Origin of the sequence: Amycolatopsis sp. EV170708-02-1 (genome assembly GCF_022479115.1) — a bacterium.
In the GTDB taxonomy this organism is placed as follows: domain Bacteria; phylum Actinomycetota; class Actinomycetes; order Mycobacteriales; family Pseudonocardiaceae; genus Amycolatopsis.
Window position 1 is genome coordinate 2,566,492 of sequence record NZ_CP092497.1, and the last position, 25,434, is coordinate 2,591,925.

Here is a 25,434-nt window from a genome sequence, read left to right on the forward strand (position 1 = left end):
CTCGCAAGGAACGGCCCGTTCGGCGCTCGTCAGGAGCGAAGGCCCGCCCAGAAGCCGCACCGGTGATCGGCCGCATGAGCGACCGGACGGATCGCGTCCGGCGCGAGCGACAGCACGACATCCCGATCCCAGCGGGGTGACCCTGGCGAGTTCGGGTCACCCGTGCGCATGAACGCGGTCCAGTACGCGATCATCTGCTCCGAAAGGCGTCGCTGCGCCTCGTCCAGCGACTGTTCGACCCCGCTGAGCTCGAACAGATAGACCAGATCGAGGGCGTGCGCCGCGCCGTGCGGCACCGTGGGAACGTCGTTTCCGTTGACGTTGGGCGCGTTCTTGTCGTCGAACTCGTAGGAGTGCACCGGAGTGCGCCGCGAAAGCAGCCTGTTCCCCTCGGCCGTCGGGCAGGCCCATGACCGGTCCGTGGTGACCGTCGCCCAGGCCAGGGCGGGCGAAAGGTAGTCGCGCGACGGGTATTCGGCCGCGACCTCGTCCGCGTGCTCGCCGAACGTCTTGCGCAGGAACTCCTGATAGCGCTCCTCGGTGATCGGCTTGAGCTTCTCGACACCGGCGATGAACGCGCGCATCTCGTCGTGCGTGCCGCCCGAAATCACCGGCACCCGGTGGAAAGCCCCACGCCGCACGGCTTTCGCCGGGTCGAGCGGGAGCAGCGGGGTCCCGTAGGTCAGGTGGTTGGCGAAGGTCTGGTTGTCCTTCATCAGCTCGGCGGCCGGAAGACGCCGCAGGCAACCGAGCGCGTCCGGGCCGTCGCAGCCGTGGCTCGCGGCCACCGCCGCACCGTCGGCTTCCGTTTTCGCGAGCGGCGAGTACGGGGTCTGCGCGGGCTGATTCGGGATGAGACCGCCGGGAGGCCAGTTCAGCAGGCACGAGCCGGACATGATCGCGGCCTTGTGGAACAGGCCGGCCGCGGCGGGTGAGGTGAGCAGCGCGCAGGTGCTCATCCCGCCGGACGACTGTCCCGCCACCGTCACGTTCCGCGGGTCGCCGCCGAACGCGGCGATGTTGCGCTGGGTCCAGCGCAGCGCGGAAAGCTGGTCCATGAGTCCGAAATCGCCGGACCCCGCGAGCCCGGGAAGGCCGAAGTAGCCGAAGACGCCGAGCCGGTAGTTCGTCGTCACCACGACGACGTCGCCCTGATCCGCCAGCCGCTGCGCGCCGTAAAAGCTTCCCGCGTCCATGGTGTAGCCGCCGCCGTGCAGCCAGACCAGCACCGGCAGCCGCCGGTTCCCCGCGTCGCGCGGCACGGTGACGTTCAGGAAAAGACAGTCTTCGGCGCTGTCCGGCAGATACTGGGTGCAGGCGGGGCCGGGTTTCGTCGCGTCGGCGACGTCCTTCCATGGTTCGGGCGGTCGCGGCGGCTTCCAGCGATCCTCGCCGACGGGTGGTGCGGCGAACCTGATCCCGTCGAACGTCCGGACCGGCCCGGAGTCCTTCCCACGGACCGGACCGGCGTCGGTGCGCACGACGAGCGGATCCGCGGGGGCGACGATCGTGAGAAGGCCGGTGACGATGGCCAGCAGAAGATGCATGAGAGGTCCTTTCAGGAGGCCGCGAGACGGCGCCAGAGCCCGACGCGGCGGAAATAGAGGTGTTGCAGTACCTGCACGGCGACGAACGTGACGCCGTACAGCGCGGTGCCGAGAGCCGGCACGGAGTCGACGGGCAGCGTGTACGCCAGCAGGACGCGTCCGGCGGCGTCGGCGATCAGGGCGACACCCCACAGGACGGTCGCGACCCGCCAGGCACGCCGGAACCACGCGTGCCGCGGCCACAGCTCGTCCCATTCGCCGGCGCGCAGCGAGTCCGCGAAACGGCTCTTCGCGACCATCGAGCGGGCCATGCCGAACGCGAGCGGCCTGGCGAACAGCAGCGAGACCAGGAAACCGGCGCCGATCGCCCCGGTGACCCAGCCCGCCTTCGCCACCATGAACCGGGGACTGCCGGTGACGAACGAGACGCCGACGCTGATCGCGAAGATCGTCAGCACGAAGATCGCGAGCGTGTCGATCTTCCGCCGGCGGATCGCCCGGTAGAGGACGAAGAGCACGGTCGGCAGGGCGCAGAGGGCGAGAGCGAAAAGCGGGCTGACGCCGAAGCCGCGAAGCACGTAGTACCCCGCGACGGGCACGACGACTTCGAGCAGCACCACACCCCACTGCCGGATCACGGGATCACTGCCTCCTGGTCGCGAGCTCGAAGAGGGTCACCAGTTCGGCCGCGTAGGTGGCGAGATCCAGCTCCGGGGTGCCGGCGAGCAGGAACACCGGGCCCTCCACCGAACGCCGGATGGTCGTCGCCATCACGTGAACGTCGAATTCGCGGAACTCACCCGATTCCTGGCCCCAGCGCAGGATGCGTTCGACCGGTTCCAACGCCGCTCGCTCGCTCGCCGGGTCGTAGTCGAGCGCGCCGCCGAGGAAGATGTTCAGCAACGCCCGCATGCGCGTCGGCTGTGCGGCGGCGAACTCCAGATTCGCCTCCAGGTACGTCCGCAGCGCCGCGCTCGCCGACGCGGGCTCGCTCATCCGCTCGGCCATGAACGCGCCGATCTCGCGGAAGACGTCTTCGAGGACCGTGCGGACGAGTTCCTCCTTGTTCGCGAAGTGGTACGAGATGAGGCCGGTGCTCGAAAGCTTCGCCTGTTTAGCGATCTGGGCGAACGACGCGCGGGTGTAGCCGAGCTCCGCGATCGTCTCGATGGCCGCGGCCACGATCTGTGCCCGTCTCGCACTCTCGGTGAACGTCTTCGCTTTTGCTTGCATGAGCAAAAAATAGCTCGGCCGAGCAAATCCGTCCACCGGCAACCGCTCACCGACCGCTCGCCGAACCGCCTCACCCGTTCGAACAAAAGTTCTAAAAATTGTCGGTACCAGGGTGTTCAATGGTCAGGTGAGCACTTCAACGACCGCTGTCTTCGACGTCATCGACGAGGTCATCGCCCCGCTGGCCGCCGAGGTTCCGGAGCGTCCCTCGGTGATGGAGTTCTACGACCCGGAGCTCGCCGTGCCGCCGGTGCTGGCCGACGAGGAGCCGACTCCAGGGCTCACCCTGGCCGAGGAGGTGGAGCAGTACACCCGGTTCGTGAGCGGGATGGCGACCATCGGGCTGGCCCCCGGCGGTGAGGTCACGCCCGAGGCCGTCGGGCTGTATCGCGCGCTGCGCGGCGGGTTCATCCGCGGCGTGGTGACCGGTGTGTTCCCGTCGCGCGCGGAGCCGTGGGAGGTCCGGTTCTTCGGCGACGAGGACTACACCACGGTGCTGAACAAACTCGGCAGGCGAGCGCGGCTGCGGTCCGGTTTCCTCAGCGCGCTGCCGGGCTGGGTGTTCGACGGCCTGCCCGACCATCCTCCGGGCACCGGCGAGACCGTGCGCATCGTGACGGACGCCGGCGGGCTGATCCCGCTGCGGGCCCGCGAGGCCGTCGAGGTGATCCGAGAGGGCGCTTCGCGGCCGCGGCACGGCACGGTCCTCGTCGATCTCGCGGTGCGGAATTCCATCCTCGCCGAGTATCCGCACGGCGCGTTCGGCCTGGTGGACAACGATCTCGGCCGGTACCAGTTCAGCGCGGCGATGGACGGCGACGGCCGGTGGACGCTCACCTGGGGCCCGGCCAGCCGGTCGACGGCCGAGCAATGGATCGTGAAGGCGGTGCAGAACCATGCGTGAACCGGCGACCGTGAAGGAACTGATGAAACGCGCCGCCGAGCCGGTGCTGCGCGCGGTGCCCGAGCGGCGGAGCGTCTATCTCGGCTACGACCCGGAGATCACCGACGACGAGATCCGCCGTCTGTGCCCGTCCTACGACGAGCCGGCGGATCTCGTCACCCAGGCCGAGCGGTACGCGGCCAAGGCGGCGATGCTCGAAGAGGCCGGGCTGATGGAGAACGGCGAGATCCATCCGGCCGCGGTCCGGATGCACGGCGTGATGCTGCGCGGTTCGGTGCGAGGCGTCCTCACCGGCGTCTTCGCGTCCGCGCCCCGCTCGGTGCGTGTCGATTGCTATGGCGACGGGCATCAGGCGGTCGTCTGGCGGATGCGGTCGGGGCGGCGGACCACGTTCAGCCTCAGCGATTTCGGCGAGCTGGGAGCCCGGGTCTTCGGCGGGCTCCCGCACGTTCCCGCCGGGGAGACCGAGCCGATGCGCATCAGGATCGACGAGCACGGCGTGCCGCTGCCCGGCCAAGAGGAGGAGGTCGGCCTGGTCGCCGACACGCTGAGCCGTCCGCGCACCGGCACGGCGATCCTCGATCTGGTCGCCTTCGGCGGGCTGAACGCCGAGTACCCGGATTACGGCTTCGTGATCGTCGACAACGATTTGGGGAGGTTCGTGTTGTACGCCGCCCCTTCCGAAGGGTGGCTGATGTTCGGTGGAATGGACCGCCGGGCACTGGCGGCCTGGCTGCACGAGGCGGTGGACTTGAGCCGGACGTAGCCGCCTTGAGCGATGGACGACTGGGGAGGGCGGGCATGGACCTGGATCGGCGCGCGGCCGACGCGTGGTTCCGGCGGCGAGGGCTGCCGATGGTCATCCACCGGCGGAGGCGCGGAGCGGGCATGTTGCGCCGGTCCACGCCGGGGCTGGTGTTCCTGTGCCTGCTCGACCTGCTGCTGGCCGCGTTGCTGAAGCTGCTCGACGTCCCCGAGGACGTCCTCGCGGCCCGGATGCGCAGCAGCGGCGTCGGCTACGTGCTGGGCGTGCTGGCGCTGACCTTCGCCGTGGTCGTGGTGCCGGTGATCGCCGGACGGCTGATGGCGAAGCTGCTTCGCGTGCTGAGCCGCACCAGGGTGCGGTTGGCCGTGATGGCGGCGACGATCGGCTTCTGGCTGGTCGTGCTGCCGCTCGGCGAACGGCTCACCGGGCTGGTGTCGTGGGACAACCCGTTGTGGGTCGCCGTGCTCACCAACCTGGTCGCGCTGGCCGTGCTGATGTTCCTGGTCCGGATCGGCGTCGGTTCGATCCTCACCTGGGCGGCACGGAGCGCGGTCGCCCAGGTCAGGGCCATCGGCACGCTGGCGTCGCGGGCGCTGCCGCTGCTCCTGCTGGTGGTGATGTTCAGCTTCTTCACCGCCGAGCTGTGGCAGGCCGTGGAACGGCTGACCCCGGGCCGGTTGTGGCTGGTGGCCGGCTTCCTCGTGCTGATCGGCGCGGTGTTCCTGGCGTCGATGCTGTCCGACGAGATCAAGGAGCTGAAGTCCTGGACCGTGGAGCCCGGTGCGACCGTGCTGCGTGGCACGCCGTTCGACGACGACACCCCGCCACCGGGCAGGCGCGCGTTGACGAAGACCGAGCGCTTGAACATCGCCTTGGTGCTGTTCTTCGCCCAGGCGGTGCAGATCGTGGCGTTCGGGGTGCTGGTGTTCGCGTTCTTCGTCGTGTTCGGGGTGCTGATCCTCAGCCCGGAGGTCGTGACGGAGTTCGCCGGCCGTGAATCGGCGCCCGGGACACTGCTGGGTGTCCCCCTCCCGGTGAGTTCCGCGCTCGTCAACGTCTCCGTTTTCCTCGCCGTGTTCTCCGGTCTGTACTTCGCCGCATCGACCGCGACGGACGTTCGGTACCGGCGTTCTTTCTTCGAACCTTTGCTGGAGGATGTGAAGATCAGCCTCGCGGCGCGTGACATTTATCTGGCCCATTGGGCGGATGTGCGGCGGGCCGAGGTGGTTACCCTGGAAGCAGAGGACATTCCGTAGTGAGGTGGTCACCATGAGCGGGAAGGGCGGAACTCCCTTCTTCGATGCCCCCGACTTCGTGAAAGGCGATGGCACTCAGGCAGATCCTCCGGGCGACACGTTCGCCGACCCGCTGTCCGGGCTGGTCACGACCGGCACGACGGCCCAAGCCGATCCGTCGGCGGGCGCCGACGAAGTCCACGTGCAGGTGCCGGGTCCGGTCCAGCACGACCCGAAGTCGTGAGCAGGATGGTCAGCGCGGCCATGCTCGCGGACGAGCGGCCCGCCGAAAGCCCGGGCGCGGAGCAGACCGCCGCCCCGTCGCCCGCCAAGGTCGTCAGCACGGTGGGTGAGCAGGGCGCTGCGCCGATCGGGATCCTTCCCCAGCAGCGCACCTGGCCGTCGAGGCCGTCTCAGCTGATCCGTCAGCCCCGCCGCCCGAAGCCGGAAGAACCGGTCGATGTCGACGACGAGGCCGAGGTCGAACTGCGGCGCGCCAAGCGTTCCATGCAGATGCCGAGGCTCGGGAAACCGTCGTCGAACACGGCCGGGGTGATGATCGCGATCGCCCTCATGATCGTCTTCGCGGTCCTCGCCATCCAGCTGCTGGCCAGCCTGTTCAACAGCATCGCGGGAATCTTCGGGTAACCCGTCCGGTGGATACCGCCGGACGGGGCCGTCCGTCCTGACCTCACCCATCGGGATACCCTGGCCATACGGTCGGGGTACCCGGTGTTGACCCGGGTCGCACCCCGGCGCCGCGTGACTAGTGGGGTGGGCGTATCAGCGAGGGCGTGCAGTCGGTGCCCGAGGCGGGCACGAGTGGTCCGTCGGGGCGTGACGCTTCCACCATGCACCGCGTGCGGCGGGTGCTGGCGATCAAGCCGTTCCGCCGGATCTGGGGCGTCTCGTACCTGTGCAGTGTCGCGGACTGGCTGAACCTCCTCACGCTGACCGGCCTGGTCACCAAGCTGACCGACAACTACGCCGCGCAGAACTTCGCGTTCGTCGGGGTCGTGCTGACGTCGCTGCTGCCGGGGCTGCTGTTCGCCCCGCTCGGCGGGCTGCTCGCCGACCGGTTCGACCGGCGCAAGGTGATGGTGCTCTGCGACCTCGGCCGGTGCGGGTTCCTGCTGTCGATCGCGTTCGTCGGCACGCCGTGGTGGGTGTTCGTCGGCAACTTCCTGGTCGGCTGCTGCTCGATGATGTGGATCCCGTCGAAGGACGCGGCGGTGCCGAACCTGCTGCGCCGCCCGGACCAGGTCGAGACGGCCAACCAGCTCGGCATGGTGATGACCTACGGCCTCGCGGTGATCACCGCGGCCGGGGCGAACGCCGTGCTCACCGGTAGCAACACCACGTTCCACTTCTTCCAGGGCGACGCGCAGCTCGGCATCGCCAAGGTCGCCGTCGTCATCACCGGCCTGCTGTACCTGACCAGCGCGATCGTGATCGCGACCCGGATCCCCGAGCTGTCGCTGCGCAACGTCCACGCGGTCGAGAAGCCCAAGGTCAAGCCCGCCGACGAGGAGAAGTTCGGCTTCCGGCAGATGATCGCCGACGGTGCCCGGTTCGTGCGGACGACGCCGCTGGTGCGCGGGCTGATGATCGGCGCTTTCGGGGCGTTCGCCGCCGGTGGCGCGGTGATCGGTTCGGCCAAGCCGTACTCGTCCAGCCTGCTCGCCGGTGACGCGGCGTTCAACCTGCTCGTCCTCGCCGTGTTCCTCGGGCTCGCCACCGGGATGGCGGTGGCCCCGAAGCTCGCGCGGCGGCTCGCGCACGACCGGCTGTTCGGGATCTCGATCGTCGCCGCGGGCCTGTGTCTCGTCGTGGTGGCGTTGTCGCCGCATCTCGCCGTTTCGCTGGTCGCGGTCGCCGCGGTCGGGGTCTGGGCGGGGACGGCGTTCCTGACCGGGGTCACGATCATCGGTTCACGGATCGAGGACGCCGTCCGCGGCCGGATCAACGCGATCTACCAGTCGCTGATGAAGATCGTGCTGTTCGGCTCGACCGTGCTGGTGCCGCTGCTGATCAGCCTGGTCCACACCCGCAAGATCGAGGTGTTCGGCAGCCCGATCACGATCGACGGGACGCGGCCGGTGATGCTCGGCGGCGGTGTCCTCGCGCTGCTCGCCGGCATCTTCGCGTACCGGCAGATGGACGACCGGCGGGCGGAACCGATCCTCGCCGACCTCCGCAACGCTTTGCGCCGCAGCCCGCGCCGGGTGAACGGGCTGCTGATCGCGCTCGAAGGCACGCGGGCGATCAACACCGAGACACAGGCCGCGCGGCTGGCCGAATGGCTGCGCGCGGGTACGCGTCCGGTCGTGCTGGCCGCCGACCCGGCGCTGGATGATCAGCGGCTCGCGAAGCTCGTCGCCGGCGCTTCGCTGTCCGGTGCGCGGGCGCAGGCGCTGGCCGCCGCCGCGGTGCGGGCGGACATCGTGGAACGGGACATCCAGCCCGCGCTCGACGCCGGTTCCGTCGTGGTGATGGAACGGTTCGTGGATTCGCCGCTGGCGCATCTGTCCGCGGTCGCCGGGCTGGACAGCCAGGAGCTCGAAGGGCTCGCCGACTGGGCGACCGGCCGGTTGCGGCCCGACATCACCATCCTGCTCGACGCCGATCCCGGCACGGTGATGCGGAAGTCGGAGTCGCTGGACGCGCAGTGGCGGGTGCAGCATCTGCTCACGGAGATGGCCGCCGCCGACCCGGACCGGTATGTCGTGGTCGACGCGGAAGGTACCGAGGACGAAGTGAGCGACCGGGTGCGGACCGCGATCCGCGCGGTGCTCGTCGGCAGGCTCGCCGGGCTCGCTCCGGCGGAGGAGAAGGTCGAAGCGAGATGACGCTGATCGGTGTCTGGAAGCAGCTCGTCGGCCAGGAGCCGGCCGCGCGCACGCTTTCTTCGGCGTCGACGGCGGCCGCCCGGATCATCGACAACCAGCCCGTCGCGCCCGGCGCGATGACCCACGCCTGGCTGATCACCGGCCCGCCGGGTTCGGGCCGCTCGACGGCCGCGCGGGTTTTCGCGGCGGCGTTGCAGTGCAGCACCGGAACGGGCTGCGGCGAGTGCCCTGGCTGCCGCACCGTGATGGCCGGGACGCACGCGGACGTCAAACTCGTCGTGCCGGAGGGCCTTTCGATCTCGGTCGCGGAAATGCGTTCCCTGGTGCAGGCCGCCGCCCGCCGCCCGACCACCGGGAAGTGGCAGGTGGTGGTCATCGAGGATTCGGACAGGCTGACCGAAGGCGCGTCGAACGCGTTGCTGAAGGCCGTCGAGGAGCCGCCGGACCGCACGGTGTTCCTGCTGTGCGCGCCGTCGGATCACCCGGACGACGTGTCGGTGACGATCCGTTCGCGGTGCCGTCTGGTCACGTTGCGGACGCCGCCGCCGGAGGCGATCGCGCAGGTGCTGATGGAGCGGGACGGCATCGATCCCGAGCGGGCGCGGTGGGCCGCGTCCGTCTCCAGTGGACATGTCGGCCGCGCGCGGCGGCTCGCGACCGACGAGGCGGCGCGGCAGCGGCGGGCGACGGTGCTGCGGATCCCGCTCGGCCTGCGCCGACCGTCCGATGTGTTCACTTGCGCCGATCAGCTGATCAGCGCGGCGGAGGCCGACGCGGGCGAGGAGAGCAAGGTCCGCGACGAGGCCGAACGTTCCGAACTCCGCACCGCGATGGGCGGTGACGGCACCGGAAAGGGTGTCTCCGGGGCGAAACGCGCCGCCGAAGCCGCCGTGAAGCAGCTCGAGAAGCGCCAGAAATCCCGCGCGACCCGAACGCAGCGGGACACCCTCGACCTGGCGCTGGTGGACCTGGCCGCGTTCTACCGGGACGTGCTGGTGACCGCGAGCGGCGCGGGCGCGACGCTGAACCATCCCGACCACGCCTCGGAAATCTCGCAGGCCGCCTCCGCCTGGGCGCCGGACTCGATCCTGCGGCGGCTCGAAGCCGTCCTGGAATGCCGCGAGGCCATCGACCTGAACGTGAAGCCGAGGATCGCCGTCGAAGCCATGGTCACCACCCTGCGCCAAGGCTGATCCGCGCTACCCCAGCCCCCGCCCGTCCCAGGGGGGCGACCCCGAGTCCAGTCTACCGGGGGTGGAGGGGGAAAACGGCTGGTCGCGGGAGTTGTCCACAGGTGGGGATGGTTGTGGACAACTGCTGTGGGTAAGTGAAGGCGCTTCGGGTTCGACGGGGGCCAATGCCGCATGGGGACATCGCGGCTGGGCAGAGGGCGAAGGCCGCCGAAGTCGGGAGCGCAGGGTCAGGGGTGTGTGGAAACAGAGACGTTGAGTATCCCTATTTCCACACACCCTCGACCAAGCGACCGTGTGGATTTCAGGTCATCCAACGCACCAAAATCCACACAGTCACCGCAAGCGAAAAGGGGCCCCCGCCGCGTCAAAAGCGGCGAAGGCCCCGAAGACGATCAAGGTACGAACGGTCCCTTCACGCGGGAGTGAAAGGACCGTTCATCACCCTCCTCGCCCCGTCTAGTCCTCCGAGCCCAGAGAGCGCGGACGCGGCGAAGGCTTGAAAGGCTTCTTCGCCACCGGAACGGGAACCACGGCGAGCCGGCGACGTCCCGGCATGGCGGCCACGAGAACGACACCGAGCAGCAGCATCGCCGTACCCGACCAGAACATCGGCACCGTGTCGTAGGCGGCGTTGGTGTACGCCAGGTTCTTGACCGGCCCCTTCGGCGCCGCGCCACCGTTGTTCCCCGCGGGGGGCGCCTGAGCCGTGCCGCACTCCACGCCACCGGCGGGCGCGTACGCCCGCGCGATCTGCTCACCGAGCGAGACCTGGGCCAGCGACGAAGGCAGCTTCTTCGCCGCGTCCGGCGGCAGCGCCTTCTGCAGCGCCGTCGTCGGCAGGATCTGCAGATCCAGCAGCCGCGCCGAGGCACCCATCTGGAATCCCTTGAACGGCGAGGTCATGTCGCTCGACTTCTGGTTCAGCCCGGCGATCGACAGCTTCAGCACCCCGATGTCGAGCGTGAGCCCGTTTCCGGCCTCACCGCCGGGAAGCTGCTTGGTGGCACCGTTCAGCAGCTCGGCGAGCCCGCCGACGACCGGCACGTTCTTCAGCTGGTCGAAACCCGGGACCTGCTTGAGCGACGGCAGCGGGATCCCGATCGGGATGTCCTTGGTCGGGTTGTTCGCGTCGAGGGTGAACAGCACCTTGTCGCCGCGGACGATCTGCAGCACCGGCGCGGTGTACTCGACCTTCGACGTCTTCTTGTCGCCGGTCGAGGTGACCCGCAGCGTCGGCTGGCTGGCGACCTTGATCGTCAGGCCGAGCGGCGTGCCCTTCAGCAGTTCGATGTTGGCCGCCTGCAGGGTCGACGTCGATTCGACGGCCTTGTTCTTCGAGCCGGGGATGTCGACCAGCCGCACGACCGAACGCGACGACAGCGTGTTCGGCAGGCTCAGCACCGCGCCCTTGCCGTCGGCGTTGGTGCTGGTGCCCGAAAGCAGCCCGCCAAGGTTCGCCAGCGGGCCGAGCGCGGACAGGCCGGCCTTGAGCTGCTCGGAGGCCTGAGTGAGCTGGTCGGCGCCCGGGATGTTCGGGATGGTCGGCAGCAGCGCGAGGTTCGCGATCGACGTGCTCGAATCGGCGATCGTGCCGACGCACGGCCCGAGCGTCGGGCTCCAGCGCGCGTGCGCCTGACCGTTGAGCAGGCCGAGGTTGAACAGCGGGTTCTTCGGCGCGTTGAGGCCGCCGCTGATCGGCTTCGGGTTGTCCGGCAGCGCTGTCTGCACGAGGCTGCCCGGAGTCTGCGGCGCGTTGCCGGCCGCGGACAGGCCGAACGGCGACGACTGCGCGATCGCCTTTTCGTAGTTCAGGTAGGCCTCGGAGTTGGCCTGAGCGCTGGAAAGCCCCATCCCGGCTTCGAGCGCGGACTGCTTCGGCAGCATCTCGCCCGCTCCGGGCAGGATGGCGCTGGTCGGCACCGCGTTCGGCAGCAACCGGAGCACGCCGAGCGCCGCCCCCGCGTCACCGACGGCCTTGCCCAGCGGCTGCGGCCCGATCGGCGCCGACATCGGCGGCTGTCCCGGATTCGCCGGATCGGGGATCGGCGTCGTCGGGATCGTCTGGGCGGTCGCCGGAGCCGCGGTCAGCAGTAGCAGGGCCGCGGCGGCGGGAAGCGCCAGCACACGGGGCAGTCGTTGCCGCATGAACAGGTCCTCCAGTGGGGGATGGGCCGATCTTGGGGGACTGAGACCGGCGTCATAGGACCTTAACGACGGTGGCCCTGGAAGGTGACGTTCAAGCCTCCGCTACACTTGTCTCCGTCATCGGGTGCGAGCCCGATGTCCGCCGCCTTAGCTCAGTCGGCCAGAGCGATTCACTCGTAATGAATAGGTCAGGGGTTCGATTCCCCTAGGCGGCTCCGCAGGTCAGGGCCTCATTCGGAACACTCCGGATGAGGCCCTGACGCATTTCGGGCCCGGTGCGGAGAGCACCCGGAAAGTTCACCCGTTGGTGTCACCCTTGAGGAACATCCGCGACAGCGAGGTGCCCACTCCCGTGAGGTGGTCGACGAGGGTGTCCGCGTCCGCGTCGAGCAGCCCGGAGCGCCACGCGAGCATGATCTCCACGAAGCCGCCGATGCCCAGCAGGACATTGACCCGGAACTCCAGCCCGTCCACGTCCGGTTTCAGATGCGGCCGCGCCAGGTCGATCAGCAGGCCGGTGGTCTCCTGGACGGTCTGCCGCCGCAGTTGCTCCAGCACCGCGCTGCCCGCGTGGTCGCCGAACAGGATCTGCGCGCGTGACGGCTCTTCCTGCACGTGGTGCACGACGACGTCGACGGCGGCGCGGAGCTGGTCCAGTGCGGGTTGCTCGATGCGGGCGGCGACGGCGTCGAGGACCATCCGCAGGGTCTCGTCGCGGACCTGTTCCCAGGCGGTGGCCAGCAGCGCGTCGCGGTTGGCGAAGCTCTCGTAGAAGTACCGGTCGGTCAGGTTCGCCCGCGCGCAGACGCCGCGCATGGTGACCGCCGCCCAGCCCTGTTCCTGCCAGATGTCGAGTGCGGCGCCGAGCAGGGCGAGCCGTCGTTCGGCGCGGCGTTCGTCGGCGGTTTTGCCGCTGTAGCGGCGGGACGCGGTCACTCCTCCATCTTGACAGCAGGTGCCCTCAGATTCATTCTGAGGGCATGCGACCGCAGAATGGCCTGCGCGCCGGGGTGGCCTCCGCGCTGACGTCCGCTTTCGTGCGGCCGATCGCCAACGCGATCCCGGCCAACCGGGCGGGGGTCGCGTTCTCCCGGGCCTTCATCGCGAGCGGTTTGTGGCTGGCTTCGCCGCCGTTGAAGGGGAGCCGTATCGAGCCCGGCATCCGCGGCGAGTGGGTCCGCGCGCCCGACGTGAGCGAGGGCAACGCCGTGGTCCTCTACATCCACGGCAGCGGTTACGCGCTCTGCTCGGCGCGCACGCATCGCGGGCTGACCACACGGGTCTCCGCAGGCACCGGGCTGCCGGTCTTCGCCTGCGAATACCGGCTCGCGCCGCGGCACCGCTTCCCGAGCGCCGCCGACGACGTCCGCGCGGCCTACGACCGGCTTCTCGGCCAGGGCTATCGCCGGATCCTCGTCGCGGGCGACTCCGCGGGCGGGCATCTCGCGGTCGACCTCGCCGCGCAGCTGATCCGGGAACGAAAAGACCCACCGGCCGCGCTCGCCCTCTTCTCGCCGTTGTTCGACGTGACGTTTTCGCTGGCCGCCCAACGGGAACGCATGAGCCCGGATCCGATGATCTCCGCCGCCGCGGCCGCGCGGCTGGTCGGTCTGTACACAGTGGACGCCGACCTCGCGTCGGCGCGGCTGCGCTTCGCCTTCGACGACATCAAGGGCTTCCCGCCGACGATCATCCAGGCGGGCGGGCTCGAAATGCTTGCCGCGGACGCCATCGAGCTGGCCAGGGCCCTGCGCCGCGCGGGGGCGGACTGCGAACTCGACGTGGTCCCCGGCCAGATGCACGTCTTCCAGGCACTGACCCGCTTCATTCCCGAAGCGGCACCGGCGATGGAGCGGGCTTGCCGCTTCCTCACCGGCAATCTCCCGGCGATCGTGAGGGCGGCATGACCAAACGGACCCACGGGGCACAGGCCGTCGTCACCGGCGCGGGCAGCGGGATCGGCAGGGCGATCGCGGCCGAGCTCGCCCGGCGCGGCAGCCGGGTCGTCTGCGCCGACATCGACCTCGAAGCCGCCGAAGAAACCGCGAAGATGCTCAAGGACGCGGTCGCCATCGCCTGCGACGTGTCCGATGTGGACGAAGTCGCCGACCTGGCGAACCAGGCGCGGTCCTGGTTCGGCCGCGAGCCGGACCTCGTCGTCAACAACGCCGGGATCGGCGCGGGCGGCAAACTCGTCGGGGAGAGCCCGCTGTCCGATTGGCAACGGACCCTCGGCGTGAACCTCTGGGGCGTGATCCACGGCTGCCACACCTTCGTTCCCGCCATGCGCGCGGCGAAGGCGGGCGGCGTCATCAACGTCGCTTCGGCCGCCGGTTTCACCGCCGCGCCGAGGATGGCCGCGTACAACGTGAGCAAGGCGGGCGTCGTCAGCCTTTCCGAAACGCTGGCCGCGGAACTGTCCGGCACCGGCGTCGCGGTCACCGTCCTGTGCCCGACCTTCGTGCGCACCAACATCTTCGGCGGCGAGCTCATCGAGGACGGGGCCCGTGGGCTCGCCAAGCGCGTTTCCGACGTGGTCGGGTTCTCGCCGGAGCGCGTCGCGAAGATGACGCTCGACGCCCACGACCGCGGCCGCCTCTATGTGGTGCCGCAACCCGACGCTCAGCTTCTCTGGCACGCCAAGCGTTTCGTGCCCGTCCCGTACACGCGGATCGCCGGCCTGCTCGGCCGGTTCCTGCCCGCCGAAAAGGAGAAGTGATGGCCTACGACTTCGCCGCGATGCTCCAGACGATCAAGGACAAGCAGTGGTCGCTGGCCGACATCGACTGGGACGCGCCCGGCGCGGAGACGATGACCGACGAACTGCGCGCCAAGATGCGGCCGTTCATGGCCGACCTCGTGTGGATCGAGCACGTCGGCGCGCGCGGGTTCGCCTCGCTGGCCAAGAAGGCGCCGACGCCGGTGATCCAGGAGATCTATCGTTACTTCCACGCGGAGGAACAGAAACACGCCAACGCGGAACTGGCGCTGATGAAACGCTGGGGCATGCTCGACGAGCACGGTTCGATGCCCGAGCCGAACATCAACGTCAAGCTCGCCATCAAGGTCCTCGACGACTACGGCGACACGCTGCCGCTGACGGCGCTCGCCACGCTCATCCCGCTGCTGGAATGCGCGCTGGACGGCGCACTGGTGAAGTTCCTGCTGGAAGAGGTCTCCGATCCGGTGTGCCACCAGGTGTTCCGGCATATCAACTCCGACGAGGCCCGGCACATCACGGCCGATTTCGAGGTGCTGGAGCTGATCGGCGCCGGATCCACGACCAAACTGCTCACCGAATCGATCGGCTCGCTCAAACCCCAGATCGTCCTCGGCCTGATCGTGGTGTTCGTGCCGCTGATCAACAAGATGCGGGACAACATCGTGGCGATGGGCCTGCCGGAGAAGAAGCTGTACAACGCCGTGAAGCGGTTCTCCACCATCGGCGGCCGCGGCGAGTTCACGAAACGCATCCCGGCGTATCACGTGCTCAAGGCGCAGGCGGCGATGATCGTCGACCGCTCGCACGTCTACCACCGGCTGCTCGCCGACCCGATGGTCAAGGTGACCCGCCTGATCCCCGCGCGGCTGCTGGGAAAGCCGCAGTCGTGGACCGAGGAGATCACCCACGAGCCGGTCGCGTCATGAGCCTCGGCGAATTCCGGGGCGAGGTGCTGCGCGGCACCGAATGGTTCGGGCACGACTTCACCGGGCAGCGCGTCGCCGTGGTCGCGCCCGGCCGCGAGGCGGCGCAGATCGTGCCCGAGGTGATGGCCACCGCGCGGTCGGTGAAGGTGTTCCAGGAGGAGCCGGACTGGGTGGTGCCGATGCCGGTCCCCGGGCCCGCCGTCCTCGGCGTCGCCGTCGCCAAGGTCTTCCTGCGCTGGCAGGTGAAAGACCCCTGGATCCGCAGGCTCCTGACGCCCGACCGCCGCTTCGGCTCGCGGCGGACGGCGCCGGGCCTCGGCTACTACGGCGCGCTCCGGCGGCCTGGCTGCAAGCTCGTCACCTGGCCGGTCTACGCCTTCGCGCCGCACGGAATCCGCACCGCCGAAGGTATCGAGCATCAGGCCGACGTCGTCGTGCTCGGCGCCAGTTCGCTGTTCGCCAAGGAAGGACTTCCCGCATGAAGCCGGACCACGAGATCGCGATCATCGGCGGGGGCTTCTCCGGCATCGGCGCCGCGATCCTGCTGCACAAGGCGGGTTTCGAGGACTTCCTGATGCTGGAGGAGGGCGACGGCGTCGGCGGCGCCTGGCATTGGAACACCTATCCCGGTGTCGCCGTCGACATCCCGTCGTTCAGCTACCAGTTCTCGTTCGAGCAGATCTCCGGCTGGTCGCGGGTCTACGCGCCCGGCCGCGAGCTGAAGGCGTACGCCGACTACTGCGTCGACAAGTACGACATCCGCCGCCGCACGCGCCTCGGCAGCAAGGTCGTCTCCGCGACCTTCGACGACGAAACGCACTTGTGGCGCCTCGAAACCGCCGAGGGCCGGCCGCTGACGGCACGGTTCGTCGTCGGCGCCACCGGCGTGCTCACCCAGCCGAAACCGCCGGACATCGACGGGATCGACCGTTTCCGGGGCACGGTCATGCACACCGCGCGCTGGGACCACTCCGTCGACCTGCGGGGCAAACGCGTCGCCGTCGTCGGCACCGGCGCCTCGGCCGTGCAGGTGATCCCGTCCATCGCGCCGGAAGCGGCCCACCTGACGGTGTTCCAGCGCACGCCGATCTGGTGCCTGCCCAAACCCGACGCCGTGCTGCCCAGGACGGCGCGACTCGCGCTGCGACGGCTGCCGGGCGCGAAACTGGTGTCCCGCCTGGCCAGCCAGGCCCTCGTCGAGGTGACCTTCCCGCTGGCCGCGCATTTCCACAACCTGCTGCCGACCGCCGGCGCGGGCGAACGGATCGGGCGCGCGCATCTGCGCCGTGCGGTCAAGGATCCGGAAACCCGCGAGAAGCTGACCCCGCGCTACGCCTTGGGCTGCAAGCGGCCGAGCTTCTCGAACGAATACCTCCAGACCTTCAACCGGGACGACGTCACGCTGGAGACCACCGGCATCGACGCGATCACCGAATCCGGTGTGCGCACCGTCGACGGCACCGAGTATCCGGTCGACGTCCTGGTGCTGGCGACCGGGTTCAAGGTGTTCGAGAAGGGCAACATGCCCGCCTTCACCGTGCGCGGAACGGGCGGCGCCGACCTGGAGAAGTTCTGGGAGGAGAACCGCTTCCAGGCGTATCAGGGGGTCAGCGTGCCCGGCTTCCCGAACCTGTTCACCATCCTCGGGCCCTACGGCTACAACGGTTCCTCGTATTTCAACCTCATCGAGACGCAGACCGCGCACATCATCCGCTGCCTGCGCAACGCCCGGAAGACCGGCGCGACGCGCGTGGAGGTGACGAACGAGGCCAACGACCGGTACTTCCGGAGCATGCTGGACCGGCGCAAGCACCAAGTGTTCTTCCAGGACAGCTGTTCGCTGGCCAACAGCTACTACTTCGACGCGAACGGGGACGTGCCCTTCCGTGCCTCGCCCACGCTGGAAACGATGGTGACGAGCCGGTTCGTCGACCTCGACGACTACGCCTTCGCGGACGGCCGGTGAACACTGGCTGAAGTCCGCCGTCCCCGGCCGTGACGGGCCTTAGGTTCGATTCCCCGAACCTGGAGGCTGGTCTTGGAAGGCTTTCCCTGGGACGTCCTGCTCGCGGTGGCCGGGATCGGCGTCCCGGCCGTCGCGTTCCTGTGGGAGTTCGTGCTCGTCGGCCGCAAACGGCTCGGCTACCGCGTGCAGATGGACACCCCGACGGCGTCCGGGCGCGGGTTCGCGCCGACGGCCGACGCGCTCGCGCAGCTGCAGCACGAGAACGGCGAGCGGCTCGTCGATCCGTCGTTCGTGCTGCTGCGCATCGAGAACAACGGCACCACCGACATCGACACCGACGACTACGCGGTCAACGAGAACGACCGCGTCGGCATCCGCGTGAAATTCCCCGGCCGCACCGTGGCCGGGATGGTGGTGACCGAGCTCAGCTCGCCGCATCTGCACGAATGCTTCGGCGACGACTCCGGTTTCGGCGCTCGCGACGAGAATCCCGAACGGCCGTCGGGCGTGATCGACCTGCCGAGGGTGCCGCTGAACCGCGGCGCGCACTACAAGATCCTCGCCGTGCTCGACCGGATCCCCAACGGCTCTCCCGACGATTTCGACGATCCTCAGGTGGTCGGCGAGATCAAGGGCGGCAGCCTCCGCGAGACCAAGAGCCGCACGGGGCCGACGGGTTCGGTGATGGCGCTGATCCTCTTCCTCGTGGTGATCAGCATCTTCCAGCTGACCCGCTCCCTGTTCTTCGACGAGAAGCCGCCACCGCTGGACTGCGCGTCCGGGAAGCTCACGATCACCGGGTCGACGGCCTTCGCGCCGGTGCTGAAGGAAGCCACGGCTTCGTATTCGAAGACGTGCCCGGGCGCGTCGTTCGTCTTCGACACCCGGGGGAGCGCGGAAGGCCTCGGCAGCCTGAACCAGGCCGGGAACGACGGCGTGCTGGCGTTCTCCGACGGCGCCAAGGGGGAGGGCTTCCCGCAGCTGCTGCCGCGTCCGGTCGCGTTCTCGCTGTTCACGCTCGTGATCAACAAGGAGGCGGGCGTCCAGGACCTTTCGCTCGCGCAGATCCGCGACGTCTACGACGGCAAGATCGCGAACTGGCGGGAGATCGGCGGCAAGGACCAGCCGGTCCGGCTCGTCGACCGGCATTCCGATTCGGGTACGCGGCGGACGTTCGAGGGCCAGATCCTGGCGGGCAAACGAGAGCCGGGCGACAACTCCGACGACTGCCTCAAACCGGCGCCGGGTGCCCAGCCCGGAGTGGTGCGGTGCGCGAAGCCGTCCACGAACGACGTCCTCGACGCGGTGTCGCGCGTGCCGGGCGCGCTGGGTTACAGCGAACTGGGCGCCGCCACGAAACGTGAGGACGTGCTGCCGGTGCGGATCGACGGCCACCAGGCGACGCTGGAGGGCGCGATCCACGCGGCGTACCCGTTCTGGGAGACGGAGTACGCGTACACGTTCGGTGAGCCGAAGGCGGACTCGCTCGTGGCGAGCTTCCTGCGGTACCTGACGAATCAGGTCGGCAAGGACATCGTGCGGTCGCATGGGCACCGGCCGTGCGCCGAGCTGGCGAATCCGGTGCTGTGCCGTCCAGGCGCGTGACCGATGTCGTGAGTGGTAAGGACGGTTCTAACCGTCCTTACCACTCACGAGACGGTCAGGCTGGCGGCTTCAGCGTGACGACGGTGGCGCTGGTCTCGCCGCGCGGCGTCCGGTACGTGATCTCGTCGCCCTCCTTGGCGCCGACGAGCGCGAGGCCGAGCGGGCTGTCCGAGGTGACCGTCGAGGCGTCCGCGTCCTCGCCGGGGATCGTGACGATGTGCAGCTCGTCTTCGTCGCCGTCGGCGAACCTGAGGGTGACGGTGGTGCCGTCGGGGAGCAGGCCCTTGCTGTCGCGGCCGCCGTGCTCGAGTTTCGCGGCGACGTCGGCGATGCGCCGGTCGAGGTAGGCGGCGGCCTCCGCGCGGTCCAGCACCTCCGCCTGGTCGGCGGCGTCGCCGGTTCGTTCCTGCTCGCCGACGAGCGGCGCCATCGCGTCGCGCTGCGCACGCAGATCGGCGAGTTCCTTCTCCAGCTGCCGTCGTGCGGCCGGGCTGAACCCGTTGTCCCCTGAGGTCACCATGCCGGGCATTGTCCGCTACGGATCGGCGGCTAGCCACCTAGATTTTTCACCCGCTGTGATCGGACAGGACGGCTGCCCTAAGCTTCAGGGCTCATGTCCTGACTACTTGGTGTAAGGAACTTCGTGACCGCCGTTCCCGGCCGCAGCGCGCGGCTCTCCCCTAATCAGCTGCAGAAACAGGAACAGATCGTCGAAGCGGCGCGGGTCGTGCTCGCCAGGGACGGGCTCGCGGGCTGCACCGTGCGGGCGATCGCGGACGCCGGGCCGCTCACGAAGAGTGCGATTCATTACTACTTCGCGGACATCGACGTCTTGATCGACCGCGCCATGGCGGCGCACATCACAACGTTCATCGCCGATTTGCGCAAAATATCGGCGAAACACGATCACCCGGATGAGCGGCTCTTCGCCGCCCTGGAGGCCTTCCTCGCCGAGTTCTCCGGCCGGCCGAACGCGGCCTTCCTCTGGTTCGAGTACTGGATCGCCGCGGGCCGCGCGCAGCACCCGCAGGCCATCGACGTCATGCTGACCTCGATCACCGAACTGCTCGCGGAGCTGCTCGCCCCGCTCGACGTCGAGGACCCGCGGGCGCGGGCGCGGGCCCTGCTGTCCTATCTGCTCGGCGCGATCGTCCAGCAGCGCGTCCGGCGGCGGCCGTTCGCCGCACTGCGCGGTGACATCGAAGCGCTCTGTTTCGCGAACTACGGCTAGAAATACGCATTAGATCCGTACCGTTACGGATTGTTCCCTCTTCCGGCTCCGGTCATGGTGAGGTTCCCCTTCCCTTGCCTGAGAGCTAGGAGACGACGATGCGCATAAGACGGTGCATGGCCGTGGCGATCGCGGCCGTGGCGGCGTTCACCATCCCGGTCGCCGCGAGTCCGGCGACCGCCGACCAGCAGGCCGAGGACGCGCAGGTCCAGATCTACGAGATCTTCGGCACCGGGACTTCCCAGCAGCGCACCCAGATCTCCCGGCTGGGCGTCGACGTCCTCGGCTCCGCGGGCGGCACGACCACGTTCATCGGCGAGGCGCGCGACGCGGCGAAGATCCGTTCGCTCGGCTACCGCGTCGAGCAGCGCGGCGTGGTCGACCGGTCGGAGAAGCCCACCACCAACGCGATCAACGACTTCCCGCCGTCGGACTCCGGCTTCCACAACTACGCCGAGGTGACGACCGAACTCCGCAACGCCCAGTCGAACTTCGGCTCGATCGCGCGGCTGAGCAGCGTCGGCAACTCGTATCAGGGCCGGGCGCTGAACATGCTGAAGATCAGCGACAACGTCGGCACCGACGAGAACGAGCCCGAGGTCCTGTTCACCTGCAACCAGCACGCCCGCGAACACCTCACCACCGAGATGTGCCTGCGGATCGTGAACCGGTTCACCCAGGGCTACGCCTCCGACCCGGCGATCAAACGGTTCGTCGACAGTGTCGAGATCTACGTGATCCCGAACGTCAACCCCGACGGCTCGGAGTACGACATCTCCGGAGGCAGCTACAAGTACTGGCGCAAGAACCGGCAGGGCAACGGCACCGACCCCAACCGCAACTGGGCCTACAACTGGGGCTGCTGCGGCGGTTCGTCGGGCTCGACCACCAGCGAGACCTACCGCGGCCCGTCGGCGTTCTCCGCCCCCGAGACCCGCGCGGTGTCGAACTTCGTCAACTCGCGCAAGATCGGCGGCGTCCAGCAGATCAAGGCGAGCATCGACTTCCACACCTACTCGGAGCTCGTGCTGTGGCCGTTCGGCTTCACCTACAACGACACCGCACCCGGCATGACGGCGGCCGAGGCCCAGCGGTTCCAGACGCTGGGACGGCAGCTGGCGGCGACCAACGGCTACACGCCGCAGCAGTCGAGCGACCTGTACATCACCGACGGGACGATCGACGACTGGATGTGGGGCACCCACAAGATCCTGAGCTTCACCTTCGAGATGTACCCGCGGGGTTCGAACCCCGGCTTCTACCCGCCCGACGAGGTGATCGTCCGGGAGACCACGCGTAACGACAAGGCCGTGGACCTCCTGCTGAACACCGCCATCGGCTGACGCACGTGGGCTGAAAGCGTCCTTCACCGCTCCATCCATGCCCCCGCCGCTGCTCTCAACGGAGGCGCTGCGCGCCCGGCCTGGATTCCAGCGGTGAAGGACGCTTTCGTCGCGTCTTATGCGGGCATGGTCCCCTTCGGCTCCCGCGCATAGGGTGCGGGGCATGCCGATGTTCGAATTCGAGGGACAGCGTCCCCAGGTGGATCCCGAAGCGTGGATCGCCCCCACCGCCACCCTGATCGGTGACGTCGTCGTCGAGAAGGGCGCCTCTGTCTGGTACGGCGCCGTGCTGCGCGCCGACTTCGGGAAGATCGTCATCCGAGAGGGCGCCAACGTCCAGGACAACTCGGTCATCCACGTCAACGGCGGCGTGACCGAGGTCGGCAAGAACGCCACCGTCGGGCACCAGTGCCTCGTGCACGACTGCACGGTCGGCGAGCAGGCCCTGATCGGCAACGGCTCGACCGTGCTCGACAAGGCGCAGATCGGCGCGAAGGCGCTGGTCGCCGCCGGCGCCACGGTGACGCCCGGGATGGTCATCCCGCCGGAGACGGTCGCGATGGGCAGCCCGGCGAAGAAGCACGTCCCGCTCGACGGCACCGCCCGCGGCTGGGTCGAGCACAACGCGGTGATCTATCAGGAGCTGGCACGCCGTCACGCGGAAAGCGTGAAGCCGATCGATTGACTCTCCAGTAACTGGAGACCATAGCTTCGGGCGCATGGCACCGAAGTCGAAGAAGAAAACCCACCAGGCGACCCTCGAGCTGACCGCCGGCAACGCGCCGGTGGTCGACCTCGGGAAGACGCTCGGGCAGACCGGCGTGAACCTCGTCGAGGTCAAGAAGGCCTACGACGCGGCGACGGCGGCGCAGCGCGGCGACATCGTCCCGGTGGTCGTGTCGGTGTTCGAGGACCGGTCCTTCGAACTTCGGCTGAAGACCCCGCCGGCGTCGTTCCTCATCAAGAAGGCCTTGGGCGGCAAGGGATCCGGCCGCCCTGGGCATGAGGTCGCCGGGAAGCTGACCCAGGAGCAGCTGCGCGAAATCGCCGAGCGGAAACTGCCGGACCTCAACACCGGCGACGTCGAAGCGGCCATGCGCACGATCGCGGGCACCGCCCGCTCGATGGGCGTCGCGATCGAAGAACCGTGACGCGCAAGCACGTGATCGTCCCGCCTTTCCGCGACCTCGACCCGGGCCTCGAAGTCGCGGAAAGGCTGCTGGCGCAAGGGAATCCGTGGCTCGCCGGCGTCGTATCGGCGCTGCCGGACGAACACGCCGCCGCCGACCGGCTCAACCGGATCCTCGCCGGGACCGGTGCCGCGCCGCGGCTGGCCGAGTCCGGAAAGGGCTGGCGGCTGGTGCAGGTGACGGCGTGGCCCGGCTGCGGTGACCTGGTCGCGGGAGCCTCCGGGCTGGCGGAACTGGTCGCGTTCGGCGGCTGGCGGCGGATCAAACGCTGTGCCGTCTGCGCACAGGCGTTCTGTGATCGCACGGCCGGGTGCAGCCGCCGATGGTGCGCCGGACATCGTCCGCACGCCGGGTCCCGCCGAGTGCTCTAGGCTTGTCCGCACCAGCGACTGGCGCCATTTGAGGTGGAGCACCACCGGGAAGCGACGACAAGGCCGGTACCGCGCGCCTGGGTCCGGCCGTCTCTGGCAGGAGTACGTCCGATGACACACCAGCCCGAACTTTCCGCGCTCGCCGCCACCGACCCGCAGATCGCGGGGCTCGTGGAGGACGAGGCGAAGCGTCAGCACGACAAGATCCGCCTGATCGCGTCCGAGAACTACGTTTCCCAGGCCGTGCTCGAAGCGACGGGCACCGTCCTCACCAACAAGTACTCCGAGGGCTACGCGGGCAAGCGGTACTACGAGGGCCAGCAGCTCATCGACCAGGTCGAGAACCTCGCCATCGAACGCGCGAAGGCCGTCTTCGGCGTCGACCACGCGAACGTCCAGCCGTACTCCGGCTCCCCGGCGAACCTCGCGGTGTACCTCGCTTTCGCGCAGCCGGGCGACACCGTGCTCGGCATGGCGCTGCCGGACGGCGGCCACCTCACGCACGGCTGGAGCGTGTCCGCGACCGGCAAGTGGTTCACCCCGGTCCGCTACGGCGTCCGCAAGGAGACCGGCCGCGTCGACCTCGACCAGGTCCGCGAACTCGCGCTGAAGCACCGGCCGAAGCTGATCTTCGCGGGCGGCACGGCGATCCCGCGCACCATCGACTTCCCGGCGTTCGCGGAGATCGCCCGCGAGGTCGACGCCGTGCTGGTCGCCGACATCGCGCATATCGCCGGGCTGGTCGCGGGCGGCGCGCACCCGTCGCCGGTCGGGCACGCGCAGGTCATCACAACGACCACGCACAAGACGCTGCGCGGCCCGCGCGGCGCGATGATCCTCTCCGACGCCGACCACGCGAAGGCCGTCGACAAGGCGGTGTTCCCCGGTCTGCAGGGCGGCCCGCACAACCACACCACCGCCGCGATCGCCGTCGCGCTGGGTGAGGCGCAGAAGCCGGAGTTCTCCGCGTACGCGCACCGCATCGTCGCCAACGCGCGGGCGCTGGCGGAGGCACTGGTCGAGCGGGGTTACGACCTCGTGTCCGGCGGCACCGACAACCACCTGCTGCTGATCGACCTGACGAACAAGAACGTGCCGGGCAAACCCGCCGCACAGGCGCTCGACCGCGCCGGGATCGAACTGAACTACAACACCGTGCCGTTCGACCCGCGCAAACCGTTCGACCCGTCCGGCATCCGGCTCGGCACCTCCGCGATCACCACCCGCGGGCTCGAGCCGGAGCACCAGGTCAAGGTGGCGGAGTGGATCGACCGCACGATCACCGCGGCGGCGGGCGAGGAACAGTCCGCTTTGGACACCATCGCCGCCGAGATCCGCGAGTTCCTGGCGCCGTTCCCGATCCCGGGCTACTCGGCGTAGTAGGGGCTGAGGGCGGCGGGTAAGCGTTGGGGCTCGTGAGTGGCAAGGACGGTTAGAACCGTCCTTGCCACTCACGAGACGCGACCCGGCACACGCGAGACGCGAAGGGGCCCTTCACCGCATGCGATGCGGTGAAGGGCCCCTTCGGTGCTTGAGCGACTAGTGAGCCGCCGGACCGTCGATGGCCTCCTTGGCCAGCCGGTCGGTCTCACGGTCGAGCGAACGCTTGATCTCGGCCTCGGCCTCGGAACGCCCGACCCAGGTCGAACCCTCGACGCTCTTGCCCGGCTCCAGGTCCTTGTACACCTCGAAGAAGTGCTGGATCTCGAGCTTGTGGAACTCGTTCAGGTGGTGGATGTCGCGGAGGTGCTCGAGCCGCGGGTCGTTCGTCGGGACCGCGAGGACCTTGTCGTCCGGGCCCTTCTCGTCGGTCATCCGGAACATGCCGATCGCGCGGCACCGGATCAGGCAGCCCGGGAAGGTCGGCTCCTGGACGAGCACCAGCACGTCGAGCGGGTCGCCGTCCTGACCGAGGGTGTCGTCGATGAACCCGTAGTCGGCGGGGTACTGGGTGGCGGTGAACAGCGTCCGGTCGAGCTTGATGCGACCGGTCTTGTGGTCCACCTCGTACTTGTTGCGCTCCCCCTTGGGGATTTCGATAGTGACGTCGAATTCCACGCCGGCCTCGCTGCTCTCGTCTTTGGTACGCCCCGCCGTCGCGGACGGCTCACCGAAATCATCGTCTTGTCTTCACTAGTGTGGACCACGGGGTCCCGGGCGGTCGCATCGATGTGGTCGTATGTGAGCTTGGCCCCTTCCCCGGACGGT

26 protein-coding genes and 1 tRNA gene are annotated in these 25,434 nt (G+C 69.0%); 20 read left to right on the top strand and 7 right to left on the bottom strand.

The window, feature by feature from the left end; genetic code table 11:
• Nucleotides 1-29 precede the first annotated feature (29 nt).
• Genes MJQ72_RS11730 through MJQ72_RS11740 form a run of 3 tightly spaced genes read right to left on the bottom strand, consistent with a single transcriptional unit; the run spans nucleotide 30 to nucleotide 2,780 of the window.
• The gene (locus MJQ72_RS11730) at nucleotides 30-1,547 is read right to left on the bottom strand and encodes a carboxylesterase/lipase family protein (RefSeq protein ID WP_240599227.1); all 1,518 of its coding nucleotides are present in this window, start codon (nucleotides 1,545-1,547) and stop codon (nucleotides 30-32) included.
• Nucleotides 1,548-1,558: 11 nt separating this feature from the next.
• Nucleotides 1,559-2,185 carry a VC0807 family protein gene (locus tag MJQ72_RS11735; protein WP_240599228.1) on the bottom strand — a complete coding sequence of 209 codons (627 nt, stop codon included), beginning with the start codon at nucleotides 2,183-2,185 and terminating at the stop codon, nucleotides 1,559-1,561.
• Between the two features lie 4 nt (nucleotides 2,186-2,189).
• Complete coding sequence (locus tag MJQ72_RS11740) at nucleotides 2,190-2,780, bottom strand: TetR/AcrR family transcriptional regulator (protein WP_240599229.1); 591 nt, start codon at nucleotides 2,778-2,780, stop codon at nucleotides 2,190-2,192.
• 112 nt (nucleotides 2,781-2,892) lie between these two features.
• On the opposite strand from MJQ72_RS11740, the gene MJQ72_RS11745 reads away from it, so the two are divergent.
• From MJQ72_RS11745 to MJQ72_RS11775, 7 genes are all read left to right on the top strand, one after another.
• The gene (locus tag MJQ72_RS11745) at nucleotides 2,893-3,684 is read left to right on the top strand and encodes an ESX secretion-associated protein EspG (RefSeq protein ID WP_240599230.1); all 792 of its coding nucleotides are present in this window, start codon (nucleotides 2,893-2,895) and stop codon (nucleotides 3,682-3,684) included.
• Complete coding sequence (locus MJQ72_RS11750) at nucleotides 3,677-4,450, top strand: ESX secretion-associated protein EspG (RefSeq protein WP_240599231.1); 774 nt, start codon at nucleotides 3,677-3,679, stop codon at nucleotides 4,448-4,450. The genes MJQ72_RS11745 and MJQ72_RS11750 overlap by 8 nt, the downstream gene beginning before the upstream one ends.
• A 35-nt stretch (nucleotides 4,451-4,485) precedes the next feature.
• Complete coding sequence (locus MJQ72_RS11755) at nucleotides 4,486-5,706, top strand: hypothetical protein (protein WP_240599232.1); 1,221 nt, start codon at nucleotides 4,486-4,488, stop codon at nucleotides 5,704-5,706.
• A 13-nt stretch (nucleotides 5,707-5,719) separates the two neighbouring features.
• Nucleotides 5,720-5,929: a hypothetical protein gene (locus tag MJQ72_RS11760; RefSeq protein ID WP_240599233.1), complete on the top strand. Its 210-nt coding sequence runs from the start codon at nucleotides 5,720-5,722 to the stop codon at nucleotides 5,927-5,929.
• Nucleotides 5,926-6,333: a hypothetical protein gene (locus tag MJQ72_RS11765; protein ID WP_240599234.1), complete on the top strand. Its 408-nt coding sequence runs from the start codon at nucleotides 5,926-5,928 to the stop codon at nucleotides 6,331-6,333. The genes MJQ72_RS11760 and MJQ72_RS11765 overlap by 4 nt, the downstream gene beginning before the upstream one ends.
• 146 nt (nucleotides 6,334-6,479) lie before the next feature.
• Nucleotides 6,480-8,534: a dTMP kinase gene (locus tag MJQ72_RS11770; RefSeq protein ID WP_240599235.1), complete on the top strand. Its 2,055-nt coding sequence runs from the start codon at nucleotides 6,480-6,482 to the stop codon at nucleotides 8,532-8,534.
• Nucleotides 8,531-9,727: a DNA polymerase III subunit delta' gene (locus MJQ72_RS11775; RefSeq protein ID WP_240599236.1), complete on the top strand. Its 1,197-nt coding sequence runs from the start codon at nucleotides 8,531-8,533 to the stop codon at nucleotides 9,725-9,727. The genes MJQ72_RS11770 and MJQ72_RS11775 overlap by 4 nt, the downstream gene beginning before the upstream one ends.
• A gap of 456 nt (nucleotides 9,728-10,183) precedes the next feature.
• Here the strand turns inward: MJQ72_RS11775 and MJQ72_RS11780 are convergent, their stop codons facing one another.
• Complete coding sequence (locus MJQ72_RS11780) at nucleotides 10,184-11,872, bottom strand: hypothetical protein (RefSeq protein WP_240599237.1); 1,689 nt, start codon at nucleotides 11,870-11,872, stop codon at nucleotides 10,184-10,186.
• 141 nt (nucleotides 11,873-12,013) lie between these two features.
• Between MJQ72_RS11780 and MJQ72_RS11785 the strand changes: the two genes are divergently transcribed.
• Nucleotides 12,014-12,087 (top strand) — tRNA-Thr (locus MJQ72_RS11785).
• An 82-nt stretch (nucleotides 12,088-12,169) separates the two neighbouring features.
• On the opposite strand, the gene MJQ72_RS11790 is transcribed toward MJQ72_RS11785, so the two are convergent.
• A complete protein-coding gene (locus tag MJQ72_RS11790; protein WP_240599238.1) occupies nucleotides 12,170-12,808 on the bottom strand; it encodes a TetR/AcrR family transcriptional regulator in 639 nt (212 codons plus the stop codon).
• 44 nt (nucleotides 12,809-12,852) lie between these two features.
• Between MJQ72_RS11790 and MJQ72_RS11795 the strand changes: the two genes are divergently transcribed.
• The 6 genes from MJQ72_RS11795 (at nucleotide 12,853) to MJQ72_RS11820 (ending at nucleotide 19,091) form a co-directional block, all read left to right on the top strand.
• A complete protein-coding gene (locus tag MJQ72_RS11795) occupies nucleotides 12,853-13,779 on the top strand; it encodes an alpha/beta hydrolase (RefSeq protein WP_240599239.1) in 927 nt (308 codons plus the stop codon).
• Nucleotides 13,776-14,591 carry an SDR family oxidoreductase gene (locus tag MJQ72_RS11800; protein WP_240599240.1) on the top strand — a complete coding sequence of 272 codons (816 nt, stop codon included), beginning with the start codon at nucleotides 13,776-13,778 and terminating at the stop codon, nucleotides 14,589-14,591. Before MJQ72_RS11795 ends, MJQ72_RS11800 begins: the two co-directional genes overlap by 4 nt.
• Nucleotides 14,591-15,520: a hypothetical protein gene (locus MJQ72_RS11805; RefSeq protein WP_007028507.1), complete on the top strand. Its 930-nt coding sequence runs from the start codon at nucleotides 14,591-14,593 to the stop codon at nucleotides 15,518-15,520. The genes MJQ72_RS11800 and MJQ72_RS11805 overlap by 1 nt, the downstream gene beginning before the upstream one ends.
• On the top strand, nucleotides 15,517-16,002 hold the full coding sequence (locus tag MJQ72_RS11810) for an FAD-dependent oxidoreductase (RefSeq protein ID WP_240599241.1): 486 nt from the start codon (nucleotides 15,517-15,519) through the stop codon (nucleotides 16,000-16,002). Before MJQ72_RS11805 ends, MJQ72_RS11810 begins: the two co-directional genes overlap by 4 nt.
• Nucleotides 15,999-17,486, top strand: coding sequence for an NAD(P)/FAD-dependent oxidoreductase (locus MJQ72_RS11815; protein WP_240599242.1), 1,488 nt, complete (start codon nucleotides 15,999-16,001; stop codon nucleotides 17,484-17,486). Before MJQ72_RS11810 ends, MJQ72_RS11815 begins: the two co-directional genes overlap by 4 nt.
• A gap of 72 nt (nucleotides 17,487-17,558) precedes the next feature.
• Nucleotides 17,559-19,091: a PstS family phosphate ABC transporter substrate-binding protein gene (locus MJQ72_RS11820; protein WP_240599243.1), complete on the top strand. Its 1,533-nt coding sequence runs from the start codon at nucleotides 17,559-17,561 to the stop codon at nucleotides 19,089-19,091.
• 55 nt (nucleotides 19,092-19,146) lie between these two features.
• On the opposite strand, the gene MJQ72_RS11825 is transcribed toward MJQ72_RS11820, so the two are convergent.
• Entirely contained in the window at nucleotides 19,147-19,611 is a 465-nt protein-coding gene (locus MJQ72_RS11825) for a GreA/GreB family elongation factor (protein ID WP_037336264.1), read from the bottom strand.
• 123 nt (nucleotides 19,612-19,734) lie between these two features.
• Here MJQ72_RS11825 and MJQ72_RS11830 point away from each other — a divergent pair, with 123 nt between their 5' ends.
• The 6 genes from MJQ72_RS11830 (at nucleotide 19,735) to glyA (ending at nucleotide 24,606) form a co-directional block, all read left to right on the top strand.
• The gene (locus tag MJQ72_RS11830; RefSeq protein WP_016337793.1) at nucleotides 19,735-20,322 is read left to right on the top strand and encodes a TetR/AcrR family transcriptional regulator; all 588 of its coding nucleotides are present in this window, start codon (nucleotides 19,735-19,737) and stop codon (nucleotides 20,320-20,322) included.
• Between the two features lie 116 nt (nucleotides 20,323-20,438).
• Complete coding sequence (locus MJQ72_RS11835; RefSeq protein WP_240601308.1) at nucleotides 20,439-21,665, top strand: M14 family metallopeptidase; 1,227 nt, start codon at nucleotides 20,439-20,441, stop codon at nucleotides 21,663-21,665.
• A gap of 163 nt (nucleotides 21,666-21,828) precedes the next feature.
• Nucleotides 21,829-22,350 carry a gamma carbonic anhydrase family protein gene (locus MJQ72_RS11840; RefSeq protein ID WP_240599244.1) on the top strand — a complete coding sequence of 174 codons (522 nt, stop codon included), beginning with the start codon at nucleotides 21,829-21,831 and terminating at the stop codon, nucleotides 22,348-22,350.
• Between the two features lie 34 nt (nucleotides 22,351-22,384).
• Nucleotides 22,385-22,816, top strand: a complete 432-nt coding sequence (locus tag MJQ72_RS11845; RefSeq protein WP_240599245.1) for an uL11 family ribosomal protein — start codon at nucleotides 22,385-22,387, stop codon at nucleotides 22,814-22,816.
• Entirely contained in the window at nucleotides 22,813-23,226 is a 414-nt protein-coding gene (locus tag MJQ72_RS11850; protein ID WP_240599246.1) for a hypothetical protein, read from the top strand. Before MJQ72_RS11845 ends, MJQ72_RS11850 begins: the two co-directional genes overlap by 4 nt.
• A gap of 111 nt (nucleotides 23,227-23,337) precedes the next feature.
• Entirely contained in the window at nucleotides 23,338-24,606 is a 1,269-nt protein-coding gene (glyA, locus tag MJQ72_RS11855; protein ID WP_240599247.1) for a serine hydroxymethyltransferase, read from the top strand.
• A gap of 159 nt (nucleotides 24,607-24,765) precedes the next feature.
• Here the strand turns inward: glyA and MJQ72_RS11860 are convergent, their stop codons facing one another.
• Complete coding sequence (locus MJQ72_RS11860; protein WP_016337787.1) at nucleotides 24,766-25,284, bottom strand: inorganic diphosphatase; 519 nt, start codon at nucleotides 25,282-25,284, stop codon at nucleotides 24,766-24,768.
• Nucleotides 25,285-25,434: the final 150 nt, after the last annotated feature.